The organism is Chitinimonas lacunae (genome assembly GCF_042650885.1).
GTDB classification, from domain to species: Bacteria; Pseudomonadota; Gammaproteobacteria; order Burkholderiales; family Chitinimonadaceae; genus Chitinimonas_A; species Chitinimonas_A lacunae.
The window spans coordinates 4,017,258-4,040,869 of sequence record NZ_JBHSBU010000001.1 but is presented as its reverse complement, the minus strand read 5'-3'; the positions used below and the strand labels follow the sequence as shown (position 1 = coordinate 4,040,869).

The window sequence follows — 23,612 nt, the reverse complement described above, 5'->3', positions numbered from 1 at the left end:
GGCCTAGGCAGCTTCCAGCTCGCGGTACAGGGCGACGAATTCCTGTGCCAGCTTGTGGCGTGGGTCGAGATGGATCATCGGCAGGGCACGTTCATGGGATTCACGAATCTTGACCGAGGACGACAGGTGACTGTCGAGCACCGGCAGCCCTTCTTCCTTGAGTTCGCTGACCAGCCGCTGCGGCAGGCTTGCGCGCGGCAGAAACTGGTTGACCACGATGCCCTCGACGGTCAGCTGCTGGTTGTGGTCCTCCTGGATCTCGCGCACATTGCCAAGCAGGGTATAGAGCGCCTGGCGCGAGAAGTCGTCGCAATCGAACGGGATCAGACAGCGTTCGGTGGCAATCAGCGCCGACTGGGTGAAGAAGTTGTAGGCGGGCGGGGTATCGATAAAGATCTCGTCGTACTCCTTGCCCAGGTCGTTCACGGTATCGCGCAGCTTGTAGATCTTGTGGCGCGCTTCGAGTTTGGCCTGCAACTCGCCGATCTCGGGATGGGATGGCAGCAGCATCAGATTGTCGAACGGCGTCGGATGGACAAAGGCCGTGGCTGGTTTGGAGAACAGGCTGAAATTGAGGGTCTGTTCAAAATAGTCGGCCAGCGTGGGGGTGATATCGCGGGCGGCATCGCCCAGCAGATAACGGCTGGCATTGCACTGCGGGTCCATATCGATCAACAGGGTACGGCGCCCCTGGCTGGCGGCGATGGCCGCCAGATTGACCGCGATGGTCGATTTCCCGACCCCGCCTTTCTGGTTGAAGATCACCCGTTTCATCCGTTCCCTCCTCGTTTTGGCATTATCCGGACCACTTCCGGATTCTAGAGCCTGTTACCGCTCAAGTCATGTTCGCACCCCGAGGGAAAACCCCGCAGCAGGCAGACTTGCGCAGGCCGGACCGGGCAACGGCAGCGCCATTTTTCAGGCTGCTGGCACAAACATTCCAATCAGTCTGTTTACAAAAAAAGCGCCGGCATTATCACGCCGTGATTTGCGCCACAAGCACGATTCCTTAACTGGACAGCCCTGTCGCACCGAATATAAATTGCCGCCGTTCCTCCTCGGACGGCATGGTGACGCCATGGCGGATTGCGCCAGCCTCCACGGCCGTTTCCGGTGCGGCAGCGGCCTGTCTGCCTGCCGCACCCAGCCTGGCTCCCTGCCATTGCGGCAGGCGGCCGATTCCCAGCAGCCTTCCTGTGCCATTTCCTTTTTAGCGGGAAATTATGCAATCGTCTTTTCGACCTTTGAAAATCTCTTATCTATCGGTGCTGACTTTATTACCGATGGGTATTTTCGCCTGGCTGGTATTGCGCCATGGCCAGAATATTCCCTATTGGGACGATTACGAGGCCGGACTGCGGGCCATGAGCCGTTTATTGGCACAGCGCGACTGGTTCGCTTTCTTTTTCGAACCGAATAACGAACATATTATCGCCACCACCCGGCTGGTATTCCTGCTCGACTATCTGCTGACTGGCCAGCTCGATTTTCGGGTGGTGCAATGGATAGGCAATCTCTACCTGCTCGGCCTGCTTGGCCTGCTGGGCTGGCATCAGAGCCGGCAGCCCGACGGGCACTGGAGCTGGCTGCCCCTGGCCTCGCTGCTGCTGTTCACCCCGCGCATCTACGACAGCAGCCTGTGGGCGATGGCAGCCACCTCCAACTACGGTGTGCTGTTCTTTTCCTTTCTGAGCTTTCTGCTGATCGACCCGCGCCACGGCCGACGCGGGGTCGCCGCTGCCGCCGCAGCCGGCGTCGCGGCCTTTCTGTGCCAGGCCAACGGCCTGTTTTGCCTCGGACTGCTGACGCTGTGGCTCGTCAGTCAGCGACGCTGGCGTGCCGGTCTGTGTCTCGGGCTCACTGCCCTTGGCTGTGTGCTGGCCTATATGCTGATCCATCAGCATTTCGGCACCCGCACCACCGAGTCGCAAAGCCTGGCGCTGGCTCTGCAGCAGCCCGGACAGGCGCTTCGTTTCGGCCTGATGTTCCTGGGCTCGCTGCTGCCGGCCGCCAAACCGGCGCTGGCGCTGGGCGCCGTGCTGCTGGCCGGTGTCGCGCTGGCCCTGCGCCAGGGCATCCATCGTCACACCCCGTTTCTGTTCCTGTGCATCGCGCTGATCCTGAGCTCGGCCGCCGCCACCGCGTTCAATCGGCTGGTCATGGGCATCGACAGTGCGCTGTCCTCGCGCTACGCCATCAACTCGGCGCTGCTGGCCGGTCTGCTGCTCTGCCACTTCCTCAACCGGATCACCCTGCGCAACTGGCAGTTCCTGCTGTTGCTGCTGGTCGGCAGCGGGGTCTATGGCGCGATTGTCTGGCGCATCCAGCCTGAAATCGAACAGCGTCACCGCGCCAATGCCACGCTGCACGCCGCTAGCGTCGCCTGCCGGCCGCGCTTCAACCATTACAGTCCCGAACTCGCCGCAGCCATCCTGCGCGAAGCCGACCGGCGCGGGCTCTATCAGTGGCGCGAACCGGCCGCGCTCGATGGCGGCTGCCCCGAGCGCCAGATCACGCTGCTGGTCGGGCAGACGCCGCAAGCGGTGGCCAGCGACTACGGCGGCTCGCTCGACCGGCTGACGGTCGAGCAGCACAGCGTCACGGCCGAAGGCTGGCTCGACCTGCCCGACAGCGCCGCCGCGCCCCGACTCTATGTCGCCTTGCCGACCGCGCCGCTGGAAGTGGTCCAGCAGCGGCTTGAGCGCGCCGATGTCGCGGCCTTGCTGGGCGAGGACCGCTCAAGCGCCGGCTTCAGCCTGCGCCTGCGCTTTGCCGACGTCGAACAGGCCAATGCAGCAGCCCGCTCGCTCTGTCTGGGCTTTGCGGCGGCCGACAGCCCGGTGCGCCTGCTGCGTGGGACGGCCGATTGTTCGGCTTATCTGATCAAAGGGAGAAAATAAGGGGCAGAGGCGGATAGGAAATAATTCTGCAAAATCTTTGCAAGTCCAGAAGTAGTAAATAATGAAAAAAGAAAATTTTTTCGTCCATCCGCCTTCCAACCAGAACAAGCACGTCCTCCATGCTCCTGCGCCAAGCCGTCCAGGGCGGACTGTGAGAAGAACGCGAAGATCGGTGCTTTGCGGCGGCAAAGCGGATGCTATGCGGGAAAGGGGTGGCGGGCAGACCCACATGTTGCCGGGGCCCCTCGTTCGCGTCCCACCCTGCCTTGCCAGCCGGCCGGCCGCATGCCGACGTGCGAGACAGGGGCGGATTGCGTCACAATAGCGGGTTTACCATTTTGGAAGCCACGATGCCCGAACTCCCTCCCTATATCGCCCCGACCCGTTATACCGACCCAGCCGCTGCACTGGAGCGGGTGCAGCAGATCTATGCCGACGGGCTGGCCCATCTGCGTGAAGCGCTGCACCGCTATGTCTCGGGCGAGACCCTGCCGCGCCGGGTGCGGGCCTGCTATCCCTTTGTGCGGGTTCAGACCAGCACCGCCTCACGGGCAGCCCATAATGCCCATCTGAGCTATGGCTTCGTGTCCGGCCCCGGTCGTTTCGAGACCACCCTGACCCGGCCCGATCTGTTCGCCAACTACTATCTGGCCCAGTTCACCCTGCTGCTGCAAAACCACCAGTGCGAACTGGAAATCGGCACCAGCACCCAGCCGATCCCGGTCCATTTCGCCTTTGCCGAGCAGGACCACAGCGACGTCAACCTCGACGCCGCCCGGCGGATGCAGATGCGTGAGCTGTTCGATCTGCCCGATCTGAACGCCATGGACGACGGGATCGCCAACGGCACCTACGATCCGGGTCCGGGCCAGCCCCAGCCGCTTGCGCTGTTTACCGCGCCCCGGGTCGATTACTCGCTGCACCGGCTGCGCCACTACACCGGCACGGCAGCCGACCATTTCCAGAATTTCGTGCTGTTCACCAACTACCAGTTCTATATCGACGAATTCGTCCGGCTGGGCCGCGAGGCGATGAGCGATCCGAACAGCGAATACACCGCCTTTGTCGAACCGGGCAATGTGATCACCCGCCGGGTCGGCCTGCCGCCCGAAGCCGGCGACGACGCCGGCACCCCGCCGCCCCGCCTGCCGCAGATGCCGGCCTACCATCTGGTCAGCGACCGGCACAGCGGCATTACCATGGTCAATATCGGGGTGGGGCCGGCCAACGCCAAGACCATCACCGACCATGTGGCCGTGCTGCGGCCGCATGCCTGGCTGATGCTGGGCCACTGCGCCGGCCTGCGCACCACCCAGCAGCTCGGCGACTATGTGCTCGCTCACGGCTATGTGCGCGAAGACCATGTGCTCGATGAGGACCTGCCGCTGTGGGTGCCGATTCCGGCACTGGCGGAAATCCAGCAGGCGCTCGAAGCCGCCGTGTCCGACGTGACCGAGATGAAGGATCTGGACCTCAAGCGCATCATGCGCACCGGCACGGTGGCCAGCACCGACAACCGCAACTGGGAACTGCTGCCGGACAACCGGCCGCAGCGGCGCTTCAGCCAGAGCCGCGCCGTGGCGCTCGATATGGAAAGCGCCACGATCGCCGCCAATGGTTTCCGCTTCCGCGTGCCCTACGGCACCTTGCTGTGCGTCAGCGACAAGCCGCTTCATGGCGAAATCAAGCTGCCCGGGATGGCCAACCACTTCTACCGCGAACGGGTGAACCAGCATCTGCGTATCGGCATCCGTGCCGTCGAGCTGCTGCGCCAGCAAGGCGCCGCCCAGCTGCATAGCCGCAAGCTGCGCAGCTTTGCCGAAGTGGCCTTCCAGTAAAGTCGACAGGGCTGCCAGGCTGTCGGGGCCGCACCCGACAGCCTGGCAGCGACGGCCCAGGCCGACACAAAGAGCGGACAGAAGGCCAAAAGCAAAAAACCAGTCTTACTCATTGCAAGACTGGTTTTTTGTTTTCAAAGAAAAGTAAAGATTCTTACATCACGGCTGTTTGGCCGCCTCGTCGGCCTCCTGCTTGAGCGCTTCGCTGTCGGCAAAGAACTCGTCGATGCCGTCGGCGGGCAGCCAGCCTGCGGGCAACGGAGCGATCCGGCTGTCGTAGGCCGGTTCGCTATCGAAGCGGTCGCTGTCGATATATTGCAGCAGCAGAAAGCAGCTCAGGCCAAAGCCCACCTGGATCGCCACAATCGTGGCCAGACGCCGGTCGGTCACCCGACTGGTCAGGCGCAGATGGGCAAACAGCAGCGCAAAGCCCAGGCCGGCGAACAGCAGCAGCCGCAGCACAAAGCCGAACAAACCGCCCAGCCAGGCGTATTCGAGCAGATCGAGCAGCTCATTGCCTGCAATCCACAGCAAAAGCGCCAGCGAGCCGATGGCCAGATGGCGGCCGAACTCATTGCGATGGAGCAGCAGCCGGCTAAAGCCAGCCCACAGCAGCGCCCACAGCTGCAATCCCCCCATGATCGCCAGCAACTGGCCCAGTTCGCTGGCCAATTGAGTCGGATCGAGCCGATCGAGCCATTGCTCGCCGGCGATCACTCCCAGCGTCGCCAGCACCAGCAGCAGGGGCACCCAGCGACCGCGCAGCAGCCCCAGCCAGTCACGCTGGCGCCCCAGCACGGCAGCCGGCACCGTATGCGCGGCGCTGCGCAGACGCAGCAGACTCTCGCCGATCCGGACCGTACAGTCGGACGCGGTAATCACCTGTTCGAACGGCCGCCCGTCGAGTTGGCTGCCGTTGGCGCTGCCCAGATCGCGCAGCGTCAGGCCGCCGTCTTCAAGCAGCTCGACTTCCAGATGCAGCGGCGAGACATAGGCATCATCGATCAGCACATCGGCCGCATAAGCCCGGCCGATCCGGGCCCGCCGACCGGCGACACGGTGACGCAGGCGCACCCGGCCGGCATGGTCCAGTTCCTCTACCCAGATCACCGCTTCCATTGCACCTGCTCCAGATAGTGTTTGGAAAAGGCCATGGCATTGCGGTACGACACACCGGAAATCACCAGGGTGCTGACCATGCCCTCATCGTGGCGATCGAGCGAAGCGACGCGCAGGAACAGGTCGTAGAGGCCGGTCAGTCGGCGATAGCCGCGCAGGCACAGCACGGCCTTGAGCTTGGGACCACGGCTTTGCACGAAATTCTGCTGGCAGACGAAATTGCCGACTTCATCCTGATCGCCCCCGAGATCGGCCTCGCCGGTCTCCAGATAGCGCTGGTACAGCCGGGCGAAGCGGAAGCGGTCGAGCTTGGGCGCTTCGAGCAGATCGTGACGGAAGCGGATCTGGCCGCTCATCAGCGAATCGCTGACAAAAATGGCGTCCTCGTTATGGCATAGCTGCGACACCACCTGGAACGGCTCGGTATCGCGCCGGCGGGCATCGGCCCAGCAGCGCAGATACTGGGCAAAGCGCCCCGGCAGCCGGTAGCGGCCGAGATCGTAGCCAGGCAGCGGCCGACCGATCAGCGGCGCCATGACTTTCTCCTGATGGGCCAGCAACTGGTCGCGCAGCTGATCGCGCCAATGCGAGGGCGGCTTGACCGGCTGGGCCAGCAGACGCCGCACATCGGCGCCCGGCACCAGAAAGCCGACCGAGTTCGATTCGGTGGCCACATTGACGCCGACGATACGGCCGTCGCCGTCGATCACCGGGCCACCGCTCATCCCCGAGTTGATGGCGCCGGTGAAATGGATACGGTCGTAGAGAGAATTGCCGATCAGGCCGTTATAAGTGCCTTCGACAATGGTGAAATCGAGGTCATTGGGTACCCCGAAGGAGAACAGCCGCATCCCCTTGGGCGGGTCGCCCTCGGCGATCGGGAAGAAGCCCGCCAGCGGCTGCGACGGTCTGAGCACCGCCAGATCGCGTACCGCATCAAAGCCGACCAGCTCGGCGCCCATGCTGCGGCCATCGACCTGTTGCAGCTCGATCCGGTGATGGTCGGGCGCATGGATCATCGGTGCGATCACATGGAAATTGGTCACGATCCGGTCGGCCTGGGTGGCGGCAAAACCGCTGCCGTAGCCCACCCGGGTGCCGGCTGCCACATCGAGAATGCGGACCTGGACGATACGGTCCTTGTAACGGCTGAATACTTCTTCGGTCGGCACGGCCATGACGCCGCTGGCGCCGAGCAGCAGCAGCGCCAGATAAAGCAATCGGGAAAACAATCGAGGGAAAACTGTCACGCTGGGCTTACCATAACAAATAGGAATCAAAGCGCCGATTCTACGTCAAGCCCGCCGGGATTCGTCCGACGCTTGGCCTTGCGCAGCATGGCGCTATCGTGGACGCTATTGGAAATTCAACGCCTGAAGGAGTTGCATCATGGGCTTATGGGACAAACTCAAGGGTGAGTTTATCGATATCGTCGAGTGGGTAGAGGACAACCCCGACGTTATCGTGCATCGCTTCGAACGTTATCAAAATGAAATCAAATACGGTGCCAAACTGACTGTCCGCGAAGGCCAACTGGCCGTCGTGGTCAACGAAGGTCAACTCGGCAAGGGTCAGGAAGTCGATATCTTCCGTCCCGGCATGTATCAGCTCAATACCGAAAACATGCCTATCCTGGCCACGCTCAAGGGCTGGAAATACGGCTTTAACAGTCCTTTCAAAGCTGAAGTCTACTTCTTCAATACCCGTCTCTATCCCAATCTGCGCTGGGGCACCCCAGGCCCCGCCACCATGCGCGACCCGGAATTCGGCGTGGTCCGCGTCACCGCCTTCGGCCTTTATTCGATCCGGGTCAAGGACCCCAAGACCGTGCTGCTCGATCTGGTCGGCACCAAGGCCGACCTCTATGTCGAGGATATCGAGGAAAACCTGCGCGGCAAGGTCGGCATGCGGATCAAGGAAGTCATGCCCGAACTCGGCGTGCCGGTGATCGACCTCGAAAGCAAGGTGTCGGTCGTCAGCGAGCGGATCAAGGAAAAGATCGGTGCCGACTTCCAACGGATGGGGCTTGAGCTGGTCGAAGTGCAGGTCCAGGACATCGGCCTACCAGAAGAAGTAGAACGTGCCATTGATCAGCAAGGTGCAATGCGTGCAATCGGCAATATGCATACTTTCGGCCAATATCAGGCTGCGCAGGCGATGCGCGACGCGGCACAGAACCAAGGCGCTGCCGGCGGCATGATGGGGATGGGGGTGGGCGTGATGCTCAACCAGGGCATGGGCGGGCTGTTTGCCGATGGCAAACAGTCGAACCAGCCGGTCGGCCTGCAAGCGCAACAGCAGGCCGGCGGCTCGATGCCGCCGCCGCTGCCGCAGGCGCTGCAACTGTTCGTGGCGCTCAACGGCCAGCAGACCGGTCCGTTCGACCTGCCGGCCCTGCAAAGCCAGATCGCCAGCGGTCAACTCACCCGCGACAGCCTGGTCTGGAAACAAGGCATGGCCCAATGGGGCCGCGCCGCCGAAGTGTCCGAACTCGCCCCGCTGTTCGGCCAGCAACCGCCACCGTTGCCGCCACAGTAAGGCCGTGCCGGTTCAAGCCTCGCGACACTCGAAGGCATAACTGGCCCGCAGCCGGGTAAAGCCCACCGCTTCATAAAAGCGGTGGGCTTCTTCACGATGGACACCCGAGCGCAGGCGCAACCGGGCATATCCCTTTTCCCGCGCCCACTCGCGCGCCTGCCGGAGCAACGCCGTCCCGACCCCGCTGCGCTGAGCCGCCTGCGCCACCACCAGTGCCTGGACTTCGGCATAGCCATCGCTGGCCAGCAGTGGTACCCCCTGGAGGTGGCATAGGCCCAGCAGCACACCCGCTCGCTCAGCCACCCATATCACCTGATCGGGCCATTGCCACAGGTGCTCCAAGCGACGCGCCACCTCCTCTGCCGTCGCGCTATAGCCCAGATCGGGCAATAAGGCCGCCACAGCGGCGGCATCGGCATGTTGTGCGTGACGAACCAGCAACTTCACTGCTCTGCCCTCTTTCTTAATTCGGCGCGACCATCCGGCCCCTGAGCCGGTTTGATCCATTGCCGCCCCTCTACCACTGCACAGCTTGGGACAGCCGGCTTTGGCGTGCTAGCTTCGTACAGCACAACGATCAGAACCGGACCATGGCCACCAAAACCTATCCCTGCAAAGCCTGCGGCGCCAAGCTCGAATTCGCGCCGGGGCAGCATGCCTTGAAATGTCCCTATTGCGGCGCCGAAAACGAGATCGCCTCGGCCGATCAGAGCGAAGTCGCCGCCGCCGTCGAAGAACTCGACTACGCCAGCTATCTGGCCCAGCAGGCCGGCGCCGAACCGCAGCTGGAGCGGCAGGCAGTCAAATGCACCGGTTGCGGCGCCGCTTCGCAACTGCCCGCCAATGTCACCGCCGATCGCTGCCCGTTCTGCGCCGCGCCACTGATCGCCAGCAATGCCTACGCCAGCCGGCAAATCCGCCCGCGAGCGATTGCCCCGTTCGAGATCAAGCAGGCCGATGCCCGCGAACGCTTCAAGCGCTGGATCGATGGCCTATGGTTCGCCCCCAGCGCCCTCAAGACCAGCTATCGCACCGAAAACGGCCTCAAGGGCTGCTATCTGCCCTACTGGACCTATGATGCCGCCAGCAACACCCCCTATCGCGGCGAGCGCGGCGACTACTACACCGTGACCGAGCAATATATGGAAAACGGCGTCAGCAAGACCCGGCAGGTCCAGAAGATCCGCTGGAGCCCGGCCGCCGGCGTGGTCTCGCTCACGTTTGACGATCTGCTGATCCCGGCCAGCAGCTCGCTGCCACGCGAACAGGCCGACGCGCTGCAACCGTGGCAATTGGAAAAACTCACCGCCTATCGCGACGACTTCGTCAGCGGCTTTACCGTCGAAGCCTATCAACTGGGCCTCGAAGCCGGTTTCGGCCAGGCACGCGACATCATGGAAGCCGCCATCCGCAGCGCCATTGCCCGCGACATTGGAGGCGACCAGCAGCGTATCCACGAGATGCAGCCGCATTACCACGCCATCCGTTTCAAGCACATCCTGCTGCCGCTGTGGCTGTCGTCCTATCGCTATGGCGGCAAGACCTATCGTTTTCTGGTCAATGGCCAGACCGGCGAAGTCCAGGGCGAACGGCCCTGGTCGATCTGGAAAATCGCCCTGCTGGTGCTGGCCGTGCTGCTGGGCGGCTTTCTGGTGCTGGTGGTCGGCGACGGTCGCAGCCGGACCGAAATGAAGGCCAGTTTCGAGGTGTCGGCCCTGAGTCTGCCGCTCGATTCGACCCCTCGAAACACTCAGACACAATACGATCCATTTTCAATACAACAGGCTATTTCTCTTGCAGAGACATAGCCTGTTTTTTTCCACTAAAACGGATCAAGCAGCGCCGTGGCCCTTGAACCATTCGAGCATCCGTTTCCAGCCATCCTCGGCCGCTTCCTTGCGGTAGCTCGGACGGTAGTCGGCGTGAAAGCCGTGCGGCATATCGGGGTAGACCATGATTTCCGACGGTTTGCCGGCTTTTTTCAGCGCTTCGCGCATCTTTTCCACTGCCTCGAGCGGAATTCCGCTGTCGGCGCCGCCATACAGCCCCAGCACCGGCGCCTTGAGTTCGGCCGCCACATCGACCGGATGACGCGGATTGATCGGCGGCTTGGGCTCGCCCACCACCCGGCCATACCAGGCGACCCCGGCCTTGAGTGCCGGATTGTGCGCGGCATAGAGCCAGACGATGCGGCCGCCCCAGCAAAAACCGGTGATGGCGAGCCGTCCGGTATCGGCATGGCCGTCGGACTTGGCCCAGGCGACCACCCGGTCGAGGTCGTCCATCACCTGGGCATCGGGGACCTTGGACACCACCTGCTTCACGATCTCATCGGTCGCGCTGATCTTGGACACCTCGCCCTGCCGCACATACAGCTCGGGCGCCACGGCGAAATAGCCGGCCTTGGCCAGCCGGCGACAGACATCGCGGATATGCTCATGGACGCCGAAGATTTCCTGCACCACCAGCACGGTCGGAAACGGGCCTTTGCCTTCCGGCATCGCCCGATAGGCGGGCATCTCGATGCCGGTGACCGGAATCTTCACTTCGCCAGCGAGCAGACCTTTGCTGTCGGTCTGGATCAGGGTATTGGCCATCACCGGCTGGACGGCAGCGGCAAAGCCGACCGCCAGGGAGCTTGCGATAAATTCCCGGCGGTTGAACTCGGTCTTGGGGGCAAACGGTACGGCGTCTTCCAAACGATCATCGGACATCGGCTGCGCTCCTGGGGACAAAGAACAGCGCTGTTTATCGCTCATCACCCGGGGAAACGCCAGCAACGACCCTTATGGCCGTTCCGATTGGGGCGTCGACACAACGGCGGCTGGCCGGCGCCGCTCCGAGATCAGCAAGCCGCCGAAGATCGCCGCCACCCCCAGCGCATGGAACCAGCGGAAACGCTCGTCGAGAAACACGATGGACAGCACGGTGCCAAACACCGGCATCAGATGGATAAACGCCCCGGCCCGGGCGGCGCCCACTTCGGCCACGCCACGGTTGTAGAACAGATAGGCCAGCACCGAAGGAAACAGGCCGACATAGAGGAAGGTCACGATATTGCCCGGCGTCATTGCCACCCAGTGGCCTTGCGATACTTCCCAGCCATAGCAGGGCAGGATGGCCAGCAGGCCAATCGGGATGATCACCCCTAACAGCCCCAGACGGTCAACTTCCGGGTCCAGCCCACGCACCACCAGGGTGTAGAGCGCCCAATCGAGCGCCGCCAGAAACATCAGCAGGTCGCCCCGGTTGAATTCGAGCCGGGCCAGCAGCACCGGGTCGCCCTGGCACAGAATCACCACCACCCCGATAAACGACAGCGCCACCCCGCTTATCTGCCGCAGCACCAGCCGCTCGCCCCAGAACACGGCGCCCAACAGCAGGATCAGGATCGGGATAAACGAATTCATCAGCACGCCATTGGTCGCACTGGTCTCCTGCAAGGCGGCATAGACCAGGGTATTGAAGCCGGCGATGCCGATCAGCCCCAGCGCCACCACCCGGCGCCAACTGGCCTTGAGCGCTGCCCGATTGGCCCAGGCCCGCGGCCAGGCGAACGGTGCCAGACAGGCCAGCGCCACCAGCCAACGCCCAAGCGACAGCGTCATCGGCGGAATCGAAGCATGCATCGCCCGCGCCAGAACGAAATTGCCCGACCAGAACAGACTGGTCAGGGTCAGCAGCACATAGGCCAGGGCGGGAGAGCGGGAGGCGGCGGAAATCGACACGGCGGTGTCCTCGGAGCGGGTCGGCAGCAGGCGCCGCCGACCTGGCGTTGAAAGCGCAGATGATCCGCCCACCCAGACTGCGGCGGCAAATCATAATATTGCATATTATTATCTAATTTTTATTTCCTACGCTTTATTACTTGATAATATATTGCAGAATATTTTATTTTAAGGGCGACATCGACCCGACGGCCCACGCCGCCTGCACCGGCCGGACCGCCTCTAGTTACGCGCTTCGGCCCGGTTGCGTTCGAGCAGACTGCGGTACTGGCGCGGGGTCAGTCCGGTCAGTTGGCGGAACTGGCGCGACAGGGCGCTCTGATCGCAGAAACCGCAGGCGATGGCGATATCGGCGATCTTGTCGTCGCTATGGGCCAGGCGCTCGGTGGCGGCGTCGATGCGTACCTTGATCAGGAACTGACAGGCCGAGATCTGGAACACCTTTTTCATGCGCCGATCGAACTGCGCCGCCGAGATACCGGCCAGATCGGCCAGCTCGTCGATCGGCAGCGGTTCGGCGTAATGGGTCAAGGCATGGTCGATCGCAGCGGCGAAACGGGCATCGATATAGCCGGCCCGGCTCGGTTCGATCAGGTCCTTGGACAGACAGGCCAGTCCTATCAATACCTTGTCACGGTCGTACAAGGGCACCTTGTTGGTCAGGCACCAGCCGGGCTGACCATCGTTGAACAGGGTCAGATCGAGGTTGTCGACCACGGCACGACCGGTGCGGAACAGGGTTTCATCCTGCCGCACATAGCGGTCGGCCATATGCTTGGGAAACAGATCGTGGGCGGTGCGGCCAATGGCGTCGCCGCGGTTCTCCAGACCGCAGCGCTCGACGCAGGCTTCGCTGATGAAGATATAACGCCCGGCGCGGTCCTTGATCGAGAAGACCACATCGGGCAGACGATCGAACAAAGGCTCGATCGCCGTGGGGGTGGCAAGGCGGGCAATAAAGTCCTGACGCCAGGCCGTGATCTCGGGGGAAAGATGTACGCGGTCGATTTGCATGATTACCGTGTGAAGGCGGGAGAATCAGCCAATATTTACTTATGCCAAATCACTACCATGTGCAACGGTTTCTACACAAGCCGGCGAGGAAGAGGATGAGGAAAATCACAATCGAGGTGATCGATTCGCACACCGGCGGGGAACCAACGCGGGTCGTGATCGCCGGAGGTCCCGAACTGGGCGAGGGTCCCCTCCTCGCCCGCCGCGAATTATTCCGGACACAATTCGACCACTATCGTAGCGCGATTGCGTGTGAACCGCGCGGCGCCGATCCGGTGGTTGGCGCTCTCCTCTGTCCGCCGTCCGACCCCACCTGTTCGGCGGCGGTTATTTTTTTCAACAACGTCGGTGTGATCGGCATGTGTGGCCACGGCACCATCGGTCTGATGGTGACACTGGCCCATCTGGGCCGCATCACCCCGGGCGTGCATCGGATCGAAACTCCGGTCGGGGTGGTCGAGGCCGAGTTGCTCGACGCCCATCGGGTACGGCTGCTCAATGTCCCGAGCTATCGCCATGCCGCGGCAGTCGCGGTCGAGGTCGAAGGCTACGGCCGCCTGCACGGTGATATCGCCTGGGGCGGCAACTGGTTCTTCCTGGTATCCGACCACGGCCTCGAACTCAAACCGGCCAATATCCCGCGGCTGAGCGACTGCGCCTCGCGGATCCGCCAGGCGCTCGAGCGCTCGGGCATCCGTGGCGCCGACGGCGCCGAGATCGACCATATCGAGCTGCTCGGCCCCTCGCCCAGCGGCGCCGACAGCCGCAACTTCGTGCTGTGCCCGGGCTATGCCTACGACCGCTCGCCCTGCGGCACCGGCACCAGCGCCAAACTGGCCTGCCTCTATGCCGATGGCCAGCTCAGCACCGATGAGGTCTGGGTGCAGGAAAGCGTGCTGGGCAGTCGCTTCGAAGCGAGGCTGGTCTGGCGCGACGGCCAATTGCTGCCGGAAATCACCGGCAGCGCCTACGTCAACGCCCAATCGCGCCTGATCATCGATCCTGACGATCCGTTTGCCTGGGGCATGCGCTCGTGAAAGTCGATATCGCAGTGGTCGGCGCCGGCATTATCGGCGCCGCGCTGGCTGACGCCCTAAGCCAGCTTCGCCTCAAGGTCGCGGTGATCGAGGCCGGTATCCCGGGCGGCGGCACCTCGGCGGCCGGAATGGGCCATCTGGTCGCGCTCGACGGCAATGCCGCCGAACTGGCGCTGGCACGCGACGGTCTGCGCCGCTGGCAGGCGCTGCAAGGCGACCTGCCCTCGGCGGTCGAATACCGCGCCTGCGGCACGCTGTGGCTGGCCCGCAACGAAGAAGAGATGGCCACGGCCGCCGCCAAGCAAGCGGTATTCCGCCGGCTGGGCCTCAAGGCCGAGTTGCTGACACCGGAAATCCTTTACCGACTCGAACCCAATCTGGCGCAAGGTCTGGCCGGTGGTCTGCTGCGGCCTGACGAAGCGGTGATCTATCCGCCCGCTGCGGTGGCCTTTCTGCTCCAGCGGGCCGAACTGCGCGGGACGCAGTTGATCCGCCAGCGCGCCCAGGCCGTCGATGAAGGGGTGGTACGGCTCGAAGACGGCTCGCGCATTGCCGCCGAGCAGGTAGTGGTCGCTGCCGGGGTCAACTCGACTGCGCTGGTGCCGGGTCTGCCGCTCCAGCCGCGCAAGGGCCAGCTGGTGATTACCGAGCGCTATGCCGGGCTGGTGCGCCATCAACTGATCGAACTCGGTTATGCCCAGTCGGCCCACGGCAACGACGATGCCTCAGTGGCCTTCAATGTGCAGCCGCGTGCCACCGGACAACTGCTGATCGGCTCGTCGCGCCAGTACCACGACAGCCGGCCCGAGATCGACTGGCCGCTGCTGCGCCGCATGCTGTTGCGTGCTTTCGATTTTCTGCCCGGTCTGCGTCATCTCCAGGCCGTGCGTACCTGGACCGGTCTGCGTCCTGCCACCCCCGACAAGCTGCCCCTGCTCGGTCCCCTGCCCGACCGGCCCGGCCTGTGGCTGGCCACGGGCCATGAGGGGCTGGGGATCACCACGGCGCTATCGAGCGCCGCCCATCTGGCTGCCCGACTGACCGGCCGGCCCAGTGCGCTGCCCAGCAGCGCCTACGACCCGGCCCGCTTCAGCGTGGCAACGCCCGAGCCCGAGATCTGTCATGGCTAAAAGCATTTCCCTGCGGGTCAACGGCCGCACCGTGCGGATCGTCCAGCCCGGCCATCTGACCGTGGCCGCCGTGCTGGCGCGCAGCGGTCTGGACCATCTGCACCGCTCGGTCGAGCTGGCGCCGCGCGCGCCGGTCTGTGGCATGGGCAGTTGTTTCGAATGCCGCGTCACGATCGATGGCCGGCCCTATCAGCGCGCCTGCCAGGTATTGGCGACCCACGGCATGGAGATCGAGAGCGATGTCTGAACCCGAACTGCTGATCGTCGGCGCCGGCCCGGCCGGACTGGCCGCCGCACGCGAAGCGGCCCAGGCCGGGGCGCGGGTGTGTCTGCTCGACGACAATCCCTTGCCCGGCGGCCAGATCTGGCGCGGTGGCCCGCAGCGCAACCGCCATCCGCGCGCCCATGCGGCGTTTGCCGCCCTGTCCAGGCTCGGTGTCGACTGGCGCCCCGGCCATCGGGTCGTCGCCGCGCCCAAGGCAGGCCAACTGCTGGTCGAACATGGCAGCGAGGCGATGCTGATCCGCTATCGCCGACTGATCCTGGCCGGCGGGGCGCGTGAGCGGCTGTTGCCCTTCCCGGGCTGGACCCTGCCCGGCGTCACCGGGGTGGGCGGCCTGCAAGCGCTGGTCAAGGGCGGCTGGCCGATCGAGGGTCGCAAGGTGATCGTGGCCGGCAGCGGTCCGCTGCTGCTTGCCGCCGCCTGGAGCCTGCGCAAGGCCGGTGCCCGGGTGCTGATGATGCTGGAACAGGCCAATCAGACGGCCATCCGCCGTTTCACCCGACATCTGCTGGGCCATCCGGCCAAGCTGTTGCAGGCAGCCATGCTGAAGGCCCGGCTGGCCGATGTGCCCTATGTCACCGATGGCTTCGTCCTGTCGGCGCTGGGCCGCGACAAACTCGAAGGCATCCGCATGCTGATCGGCGGCGATATGCGGGTACAGCGCTGCGACTATCTGGCCTGCGCCTTTGGCCTGCTGCCCAATGCCGAACTGGCCGAATTGCTCGGCTGTGCGCTCGACGGCGAAACCGTCGCCGTCGATGCGCTGCAAAAGACCAGCGTGGCCGGGGTCTATGCCGCCGGCGAGATGACCGGGATCGGCGGGGTGGACAAGGCCGAGGTCGAAGGGCGGATTGCTGCGCTCGCCGCCCTTGGCCGCACCGAAGAAGCGCTGGCGCTGTTTCGCCGCCGCGTCCGCAGCCACCGTTTTGCCGAGCTGCTGCAAGAGACCTTCGCCCTCCGTTCCGAACTGATGCGCCTGGCCCGCGCCGATACGGTGATCTGCCGCTGCGAAGACGTCCGGATGGCCGAACTGGCCCGCTTTGACGACTGGCGCGAAGCCAAGCTGCAAACCCGCTGCGGGATGGGTGCCTGTCAGGGCCGCACCTGCGGCCCGGCCTGTCAGGCGCTGTTCGGCTGGCCACGCCGTGGCGCCCGGCCGCCCCTGCAGCCGGCCCGGTTGGAGACTTTGGCCTGCGACCAGGAAAGCTGAGTCGTTATTCCACCAATAATAAAAAATCAGGAAATATCACAGCAAAACACCTAGCCATCGAAACAAGAAAATAAAAACAAAAAGCCTGACCGCTCTATCTTGCAGCATCCACCATATCTTCAGGAGACCACGATGCAGGTTCGTTTCGAGGGCGTGATGCCCGCCATTACCACCCCGTTCAACGCCGATCTGAGCGTCGATCACGGCTTTTTGATCGAGCACGCGAGCTGGCAGGTAGCGGCCGGTTGCAGCGCGCTGGTGCCGTGCGGCTCGCTGGGCGAGGCGGCCACGCTCGGTGCCGACGAGAAGATCGCCATCGTGGCCAGTTGTGTGCGCGCAGTGAATGTGCCGGTGATTCCGGGGGTGGCGGCCTTGTCCACCGCCGAGGCGGTACGGCTGGCGCAGGGCTTCGAAACGGCCGGCGCCCGCGGCCTGATGGTGCTGCCGCCTTATGTCTACAGCAGCGACTGGTACGAGATGAAGGCCCATATGAATGCCGTGATCCGGGCCACCCGGCTGCCTTGCATCATCTACAACAATCCGGTGGCCTACCGGACCGATTTCAGCCCGAACCAGATCGTCGAACTGGCGCAGGAAAACGACAATGTGGCGGCGGTCAAGGAATCCTCGACCGATGTGCGTCGCATCGCCGCGCTGCGGGCACTAGCGGGCGACAAGCTGGCGCTTGGGGTCGGCGTGGACGATCTGCTGCTCGAAGGGGTGGCCGCCGGCGCCTCGTTCTGGATCGCAGGCCTCGTCAACGCCCTGCCGCGCGAATCGGTGCGGCTGTTCGACCTGGCCCGCGCCGGCCAGCATGAAGAAGCGCGTCGTCTGTATGAGTGGTTCCTGCCGCTGCTGCGGCTCGATACCGTGCCCAAGTTCGTGCAACTGATCAAACTGACCCAGCAGATCGTGGGCCAGGGCTCGGCCCGGGTACGGCCGCCCCGGCTCGAACTCGAAGGCGCCGAACTGGTGCAGGCACGGCAACTGATCACGGCTTCGCTCGCTGCCCGCCCGCTCTGAGCTCGTTTCGCCTTCAACCGGGCGTCCAGGCAGTCCGACAGCACAGGCTGAAACAGCCGCACCGCGGCTTGATCCAGCCCGAGGCTTGAGGGCGCTGGACGCCATGGACAGCGAGAAGCGATCTCGTCCGTCGAGTCCGGCCCCCCGCAAGCCCAGGCAGCGCTTTTCCCCAAAGCGCCGCCGGCTGTTTCCTCAGGCGGGAAACTCGTAACAGAAGATTGCCGAGCCGGGTCGTTTGGGACTGTCGTCGAAGAAACGCCAGCCATGCTTCTGATAGCAGCGCAGCGCCCGGGTATTGGTGGGACTGACTGACAGAAAGGCGCCCCGGCATCGCTGGGCGCGCAGGGCATCGGTGACAAAGTCTTGCAGGGTCGGGAACAGTCCGCGTCCGCGAAAGGCCGGGGCCAGATAGAAGAGGTGGACATAGCCCCAGCCTTCCTGCTGCTCCGAATAGCTGCGAAATTCGAGCTGGCCGATGATCTCGTCGCCCTGCCAGACGTGGTAGTAGCCCCAGCGCGCGTCCCGTCCCCGCAGCTCGATCTTTTCCCGATAGCGCTGGCCATCCGGTCCCATTTCCTCTGCCAGCCCCATCGTCGAGCCGAAACTGCACTGGTAGGAATCGGTGCGGAATTGGACGCAGACGGAAAAATGCGCCAGGTCGATCTTTTCGAATCTCAGCCTCATCACATCCTCCCGCTTGCTGTCAGTTATCTGGCCCCTCAGCTCACCGGCGGCTGGTACACCTGCCGCTTCATCAGCGTGCCCTGGGCGGCGGCCTTGAGTTCGACTTGATTGATGATGTCGATCCGCATGGTCAGCCACTCGATCTCATGCTGGAGCGTCCGTTCATAGCGCTCGTTGTCGAGCTGATCGGTTTCGCCGTCTGTTTCGCTGTCGCGGCGCGACAGTTGTTTATTGCGCCAACTGTGGAGCTGCTGTTCGCGCTCGCGCAGATGGGCCTGCAACTCGACCAGTTCGGCGTATTTGCGCTGCCATTTGCCCTGATCGGGACCGTTAGCGGATGCGGGAGCGTCTGGCGCAGCGGCGACGGGCTTATGGCCTTCGAGCACCACGGCGGCATCGACCGGCACCGGTTCGGTAGGCCGCTGCCTGACCCACCAGACCGTGGCCAGCGCCAGGAGCAGCAGGCTCAACGCCACCGCCAACCAGCGCAGGCGCAGACCCAGATTGGCCGTGCCGACGGGTTCGGCCTCGTCGATCATCGGCGAGTCCTGTTCGAGGCTGCGGTCGTAAATCCGCCGCCGCAGCGGATCGCTCAATACCGAATACGCCTGGGCCAGGGCATCGAGCCTTGCTTCGTCGCTGACGCCGTTGCGCTGGTACAGCCCTTTGACACGTTGATAGGCCGCCTCGATCTCAACGGGCGAAGCGGTGGAGGACAAGCCGAACAATTGATAGTGGTTCTTGCTGGACATGGCAGCCGCTGCATAACAAAACCCGGATTCTCTCATGTTGAGTCGATCCGCCAATACGCTTGAAATCGTCGGCCCCGGCCCCATCTGCCGGGCCATAGTTTCGTGAAACCTTACAGCTCTTAGGGAGATGCAACGATGAGCAAGCAAACGCTGGGGTTCCAGACCGAAGTCAAACAACTGCTGCACCTGATGATCCACTCCTTGTATTCGAACAAGGAGATCTTTCTGCGCGAGTTGATTTCCAACGCCTCCGACGCCTGCGACAAGCTCAAGTTCGAAGCGCTCGACAATGATGGCCTCTACGAGAACGACGGTGAGCTGCGCATCGAAGTGAGCTTCGACAAGGATGCCCGGACCCTGACCATCCGCGATAACGGCATCGGCATGAACCGCGACGAGGTGATCGCCAATATCGGCACCATCGCCCGCTCCGGCACACGCGCCTTCTTCGAGCAACTGTCGGGCGATGCCAAGAAGGATGCCAATCTGATCGGTCAGTTCGGCGTCGGCTTCTACTCGGCCTTTATCGTAGCCGACCGCGTCACGCTGACCACCCGCCGCGCCGGCCTGCCGAGCAGCCAGGGCGTGCGCTGGGAATCCGAAGGCGCCGGCGAATACACCCTGGAAGACCTCGATGTGCCCCAACGCGGCACCGAGATCACCCTGCATCTGCGCGAAGACGCTGCCGAGTTCGCCGACGACTGGCGGCTCAAGTCCATCGTGCGCAAGTATTCCGACCATATCACCCTGCCGATCCGCATGAAGAAGGGGCCGAGCTACGGGGAAAACGGCGAGACGGTGATCAGCGACGAACTGGAAACCGTCAACAAGGCTTCGGCCCTGTGGGCGCGCAGCAAGTCCGAGATCAGCGAGCAGGAATACCGCGAGTTCTACAAGCACGTCGCCCACGACTTCGAAGACCCGCTGGCCTGGAGCCACGCCCGCGTCGAAGGCCGGCAGGAATACACCGAACTGCTGTTCATCCCCAAACGCGCCCCGTTCGATCTGTACGACCGCGAGCGCCGCCATGGCGTGAAGCTGTATGTGCGCCGCGTGTTTATCCTCGAAGACGCCGACAAGCTGCTGCCGCAGTATCTGCGCTTCGTGCGCGGGGTGATCGATTCGAACGATCTGCCGCTCAATGTCAGCCGCGAAATCCTGCAACATTCCAAGGACATCGAGGCAATCAAGGCCGGTTGCGTCAAGAAGGTGCTGGCGACCCTCGAAGACCTGGCGGAAAACCGCCAGGACGACTACGCCACCTTCTGGCAGGAATTCGGCAAGGTGCTGAAGGAAGGCGTGGGCGAAGATTTCGCCAACCGCGAACGGATCGCCAAGCTATGCCGCTTCTCCTCCACCCACAGCGACAGCGAAACCCAGAACGTGTCGCTGGCCGACTATATCGGCCGGATGAAGGAAGGCCAGGACAAGATCTATTACGTCACCGCCGAGACCTTTGCCGGCGCCCGCAACAGCCCGCATCTGGAAATCTTCCGCAAGAAGGGCGTGGAAGTGCTGCTCCTGTCCGATCGCGTCGATGAATGGTTCACCTCCAGCCTGACCGAATTCGAAGGCAAGCCGCTGGTGTCGGTGGCCAAGGGCGGCCTTGACCTCGGCCAGCTCGAAGACGAAGCCGAGAAGAAGGAACAGGAACAAAAGGCCAGCGACTTCAAGGAGCTGACCGAGCGGATCAAGACCTCGCTGGGCGAGCGGGTCAAGGAAGTGCGCGTGACCCATCGTCTGACCGACAGCCCGGCCTGTCTGGTCGCCGACGAGAACGCGATGAGCGGCCATCTGGAGCGCCTGCTGAAATCGGCCGGCCAGATGATCAATACCCATCAGCCGATTCTGGAAATCAACCCCGACCACGGCCTGGTGCAGAAGCTCAAGGGCGAGGCCGACAGCGCGCGCTTTGAAGCCTGGTCCCAGGTGCTGTTCGACCAGGCGCTGCTCGCCGAAGGCGGCCAGCTCGAAGACCCGGCCGGCTTTGTGAAGCGGATGAACCAGCTCATGCTGGCCATGTCGGCTTGATGTCCGGTGGCGCTCGACTGGGCGTCCACGCCTCCCGGGCCCGGACGCTCAGTCGGGCGCAATACGATCCCCAGCACGGCGACCTTCCGGTCGCCGTGTTTTTTTGCGCTGAGGCAGCGGGTTTGCCGGATCGTCGTCCGGACAGAGGATGTGGTGGCGGGCTGGGTCGGGCATCATCGTATGGCACAAGTCCCGGCGGCAACGACCCGTCCGAAGTGCCCTCCGGGCAAGGCGTCCGACCTCAGCAGAAGCAGGCGGAAAACGGTTAGGCCGCCACCAGGGCCGGCTCCCGCACCATGCAGTAATAGACCCCGTTCTCGCCACGCTCGCTGAAACCCAGCCGGCGATACCATTCGCGGGCCCGGTTGTAATACTCGACATGGAGCGTCACCGGCAGACCCAGCGCATCGGCGCGGGCCAATTGCTCGTTCAGCAGGAAGGTGCCGATCCCGTGGCCGCGCCATTCGGGCAGCAGGGCGATATCGACGATGCAGAGCGAGTCCGGATAAAGATAGGTGTAGAGCCGGCCGATCGGCTCGCCCGCCCCATCAAGCAGCAGTTCGAACTCGCCGCCCACGAAATACTGCTGGTAGTAGCGGTGCTGCATCCAGAACTGCTGGCGCAGAAAATCGGCCTGGACCTCCTCGGGCCAGCCGCTGCGGCTCATCTCTTCCTGGCGGGTGCTGGCGTAGAGCTGACACAGGAATTCCAGATCATGCTCGGCAATCGGCCGACGGGCCGGGATCAAAGACATCGGGACTGTCCTCCTCCAACACTCGCCTTCCCCCGGTCCCGGCAAGCAGGCCGCCCAGGCACTTTGGCGAGAAGCGATTTTTATGCGTTATAGACAGACCCATCCGCTTTGTCCCCGCCTCTGAGACAAACGTCCCCTTTATATTATTTCCTCCGATTGCTTGCTTATACATTTGAAAAAATCATTCCTGATTTTTGATAGGAGCTTTTTACCCAACCTCCCTCCGCTAGCCGTTTCCAGCCCCGGCCGCCACTTTGGCAAGCAATAACTGCCAGAAATCTCCAGCTCTGCCGGCCGCCTCGACACGACGAACGGTCAGCGTAGATCGGCTCTGCCAGCCGGAGCCGACTAACGCGGGAAAGCCTCGCTGTACTGGTGGGTGGAGAGGATGGGGGACAAAGTGAAGGGAAGCTGACAGTGTATAGCCACCTTGATAAAGAAATTTCATATAAAGTTTATTTACATCCAAGATAGCACTATTTATCAGAAAATAATTTGCAGAAATTTTTCCGAATAGACTGAGCATCGTCTAGTTGCCCTCCACCACGCGAACGGTCCTATAGTGAAAAAACCTCGCTTGCTGTCGGAGGTCGCCATGGACCCGCACCGTCGCCGCGCCCTATGCCAACTGGCTGCGTTCGCCGCGCTGCCCTGGACCGCGCTGGCCCAGCCGCATCGGGAAACCACCCGTCTGATCGCCGCGCTCTCTCCACCCTATGTCTACCGCAGCCCCGAGGGCAGCGACGGCCCGGCCCTCAATGCCGCCCGTGATCTGGCCAAGCTCGCCAGTTTCGCCGACCCGATCGAGCTGCTGCCGTGGGAACAGGCGCTGGCGCAGGCCGATCTGTCGCCGTTCACCTTGGTGTTTCCGCTTGAGCGCACGCTGGAACTCGAATCGCATTTCCTCTGGCTGGCGCCCTTGATGGCCGACGAATGGGTGATCGTGTCGTTCCGGCCGATCGAGCGCGACAGCGACCCGCTGGTCGGCACGCTGCACCATAGCGGCGGCATGGAACTCGCCGGTCATCTTGGCTATGCGGCACCGGTGCCGTTCGCCCATCCTGAGGAAGGTCTGCACCACCTGCTGAGCGGCCGGCTCGATGGCTGGCTCGCGCCCAGACGGCAAAGCGAATATCAGCTACAGCTTGCCGGCATCCGTGGCCTGCATTGGTCGAGCGGGCTTGCGCCGTTCACGCTCTATCTGGCGGCGCACCGCCTGCTGCCCGATGCCCAGTTACGCCGCTGGCGCCACGCTACCCGCGCCGGCCAACGCGGCGGTCGGTTCGGTTACGACGAGGAATTGGCCTGACTTCGCCTGGGGCACATCGGGTCAACGCTGAACCGCCCTCGGAGAGGATGAAGTCACGGACCTGGCTCGGAGAAACGGTCCGACTCCCTGCGTCCTGCTCCCCTCCCCAGCCCAACAAATTTCTCCTGCCGACTGTAAGCGGTTCGCCCCCAACGCGACCAAGTCTGCGAAGCCTTGCTTCGGCGCTTCCCGGAAGCTCTGCCGGGAGAGCCTATGATGGAGAGGCGACGGATGGTCCGTCGTCGCGCTGCCGCGTCGCACA

22 protein-coding genes are annotated in these 23,612 nt (G+C 63.4%); 11 read left to right on the top strand and 11 right to left on the bottom strand.

Annotated elements, in window-relative coordinates:
* Positions 1-3: 3 nt before the first annotated feature.
* Entirely contained in the window at positions 4-774 is a 771-nt protein-coding gene (locus tag ACFOW7_RS17355; RefSeq protein WP_378166669.1) for a ParA family protein, read from the bottom strand.
* Positions 775-1,283: 509 nt separating this feature from the next.
* Between ACFOW7_RS17355 and ACFOW7_RS17350 the strand changes: the two genes are divergently transcribed.
* Positions 1,284-2,900: a hypothetical protein gene (locus tag ACFOW7_RS17350; RefSeq protein ID WP_378166667.1), complete on the top strand. Its 1,617-nt coding sequence runs from the start codon at positions 1,284-1,286 to the stop codon at positions 2,898-2,900.
* Positions 2,901-3,250: 350 nt separating this feature from the next.
* Positions 3,251-4,738, top strand: coding sequence for an AMP nucleosidase (locus tag ACFOW7_RS17345; protein ID WP_378166665.1), 1,488 nt, complete (start codon positions 3,251-3,253; stop codon positions 4,736-4,738).
* A 159-nt stretch (positions 4,739-4,897) separates the two neighbouring features.
* Here ACFOW7_RS17345 and ACFOW7_RS17340 read toward each other — a convergent pair whose 3' ends face one another.
* Positions 4,898-5,857: an FHA domain-containing protein gene (locus ACFOW7_RS17340; protein WP_378166663.1), complete on the bottom strand. Its 960-nt coding sequence runs from the start codon at positions 5,855-5,857 to the stop codon at positions 4,898-4,900.
* Positions 5,845-7,107, bottom strand: a complete 1,263-nt coding sequence (locus ACFOW7_RS17335; protein WP_378166661.1) for a S1C family serine protease — start codon at positions 7,105-7,107, stop codon at positions 5,845-5,847. Before ACFOW7_RS17335 ends, ACFOW7_RS17340 begins: the two co-directional genes overlap by 13 nt.
* Before the next feature lie 139 nt (positions 7,108-7,246).
* Between ACFOW7_RS17335 and ACFOW7_RS17330 the strand changes: the two genes are divergently transcribed.
* On the top strand, positions 7,247-8,395 hold the full coding sequence (locus tag ACFOW7_RS17330; RefSeq protein ID WP_378166659.1) for an SPFH domain-containing protein: 1,149 nt from the start codon (positions 7,247-7,249) through the stop codon (positions 8,393-8,395).
* Positions 8,396-8,407: 12 nt separating this feature from the next.
* On the opposite strand, the gene ACFOW7_RS17325 is transcribed toward ACFOW7_RS17330, so the two are convergent.
* Entirely contained in the window at positions 8,408-8,842 is a 435-nt protein-coding gene (locus ACFOW7_RS17325) for a GNAT family N-acetyltransferase (protein ID WP_378166657.1), read from the bottom strand.
* A 143-nt stretch (positions 8,843-8,985) separates the two neighbouring features.
* Between ACFOW7_RS17325 and ACFOW7_RS17320 the strand changes: the two genes are divergently transcribed.
* Complete coding sequence (locus ACFOW7_RS17320) at positions 8,986-10,203, top strand: hypothetical protein (protein WP_378166655.1); 1,218 nt, start codon at positions 8,986-8,988, stop codon at positions 10,201-10,203.
* Positions 10,204-10,227: 24 nt separating this feature from the next.
* Here the strand turns inward: ACFOW7_RS17320 and ACFOW7_RS17315 are convergent, their stop codons facing one another.
* From ACFOW7_RS17315 to ACFOW7_RS17305, 3 genes are all read right to left on the bottom strand, one after another.
* Positions 10,228-11,109, bottom strand: a complete 882-nt coding sequence (locus ACFOW7_RS17315) for a dienelactone hydrolase family protein (protein ID WP_378166653.1) — start codon at positions 11,107-11,109, stop codon at positions 10,228-10,230.
* Positions 11,110-11,181: 72 nt separating this feature from the next.
* On the bottom strand, positions 11,182-12,123 hold the full coding sequence (locus ACFOW7_RS17310) for a DMT family transporter (RefSeq protein WP_378166651.1): 942 nt from the start codon (positions 12,121-12,123) through the stop codon (positions 11,182-11,184).
* 222 nt (positions 12,124-12,345) lie between these two features.
* Entirely contained in the window at positions 12,346-13,137 is a 792-nt protein-coding gene (locus ACFOW7_RS17305) for an AraC family transcriptional regulator (protein ID WP_378166649.1), read from the bottom strand.
* Between the two features lie 95 nt (positions 13,138-13,232).
* On the opposite strand from ACFOW7_RS17305, the gene ACFOW7_RS17300 reads away from it, so the two are divergent.
* The 5 genes from ACFOW7_RS17300 to ACFOW7_RS17280 all read left to right on the top strand — a co-directional run bounded on the left by ACFOW7_RS17300 (position 13,233) and on the right by ACFOW7_RS17280 (position 17,820).
* A complete protein-coding gene (locus tag ACFOW7_RS17300) occupies positions 13,233-14,174 on the top strand; it encodes a proline racemase family protein (protein WP_378166647.1) in 942 nt (313 codons plus the stop codon).
* The gene (locus tag ACFOW7_RS17295) at positions 14,171-15,304 is read left to right on the top strand and encodes an NAD(P)/FAD-dependent oxidoreductase (RefSeq protein WP_378166645.1); all 1,134 of its coding nucleotides are present in this window, start codon (positions 14,171-14,173) and stop codon (positions 15,302-15,304) included. Before ACFOW7_RS17300 ends, ACFOW7_RS17295 begins: the two co-directional genes overlap by 4 nt.
* Positions 15,297-15,551: a (2Fe-2S)-binding protein gene (locus ACFOW7_RS17290; protein WP_378166642.1), complete on the top strand. Its 255-nt coding sequence runs from the start codon at positions 15,297-15,299 to the stop codon at positions 15,549-15,551. Before ACFOW7_RS17295 ends, ACFOW7_RS17290 begins: the two co-directional genes overlap by 8 nt.
* Positions 15,544-16,797, top strand: coding sequence for an FAD-dependent oxidoreductase (locus ACFOW7_RS17285; RefSeq protein ID WP_378166639.1), 1,254 nt, complete (start codon positions 15,544-15,546; stop codon positions 16,795-16,797). The genes ACFOW7_RS17290 and ACFOW7_RS17285 overlap by 8 nt, the downstream gene beginning before the upstream one ends.
* Before the next feature lie 132 nt (positions 16,798-16,929).
* A complete protein-coding gene (locus tag ACFOW7_RS17280) occupies positions 16,930-17,820 on the top strand; it encodes a dihydrodipicolinate synthase family protein (protein WP_378166637.1) in 891 nt (296 codons plus the stop codon).
* A 192-nt stretch (positions 17,821-18,012) separates the two neighbouring features.
* Here ACFOW7_RS17280 and ACFOW7_RS17275 read toward each other — a convergent pair whose 3' ends face one another.
* Positions 18,013-18,504 (bottom strand): GNAT family N-acetyltransferase, encoded by a 492-nt coding sequence (locus tag ACFOW7_RS17275; protein WP_378166635.1) that lies wholly within the window; start codon positions 18,502-18,504, stop codon positions 18,013-18,015.
* A 35-nt stretch (positions 18,505-18,539) separates the two neighbouring features.
* Positions 18,540-19,256 carry a J domain-containing protein gene (locus ACFOW7_RS17270; protein WP_378166633.1) on the bottom strand — a complete coding sequence of 239 codons (717 nt, stop codon included), beginning with the start codon at positions 19,254-19,256 and terminating at the stop codon, positions 18,540-18,542.
* A 135-nt stretch (positions 19,257-19,391) separates the two neighbouring features.
* Between ACFOW7_RS17270 and htpG the strand changes: the two genes are divergently transcribed.
* Positions 19,392-21,287, top strand: coding sequence for a molecular chaperone HtpG (gene htpG, locus ACFOW7_RS17265; RefSeq protein ID WP_378166631.1), 1,896 nt, complete (start codon positions 19,392-19,394; stop codon positions 21,285-21,287).
* A 265-nt stretch (positions 21,288-21,552) separates the two neighbouring features.
* On the opposite strand, the gene ACFOW7_RS17260 is transcribed toward htpG, so the two are convergent.
* Both ACFOW7_RS17260 and ACFOW7_RS17255 read right to left on the bottom strand, forming a co-directional pair.
* On the bottom strand, positions 21,553-22,041 hold the full coding sequence (locus ACFOW7_RS17260) for a GNAT family N-acetyltransferase (protein ID WP_378166629.1): 489 nt from the start codon (positions 22,039-22,041) through the stop codon (positions 21,553-21,555).
* Positions 22,042-22,267: 226 nt separating this feature from the next.
* Positions 22,268-22,567 (bottom strand): hypothetical protein, encoded by a 300-nt coding sequence (locus tag ACFOW7_RS17255; RefSeq protein WP_378166627.1) that lies wholly within the window; start codon positions 22,565-22,567, stop codon positions 22,268-22,270.
* Positions 22,568-22,636: 69 nt separating this feature from the next.
* Here ACFOW7_RS17255 and ACFOW7_RS17250 point away from each other — a divergent pair, with 69 nt between their 5' ends.
* A complete protein-coding gene (locus tag ACFOW7_RS17250; protein ID WP_378166625.1) occupies positions 22,637-23,350 on the top strand; it encodes a hypothetical protein in 714 nt (237 codons plus the stop codon).
* Positions 23,351-23,612: the final 262 nt, after the last annotated feature.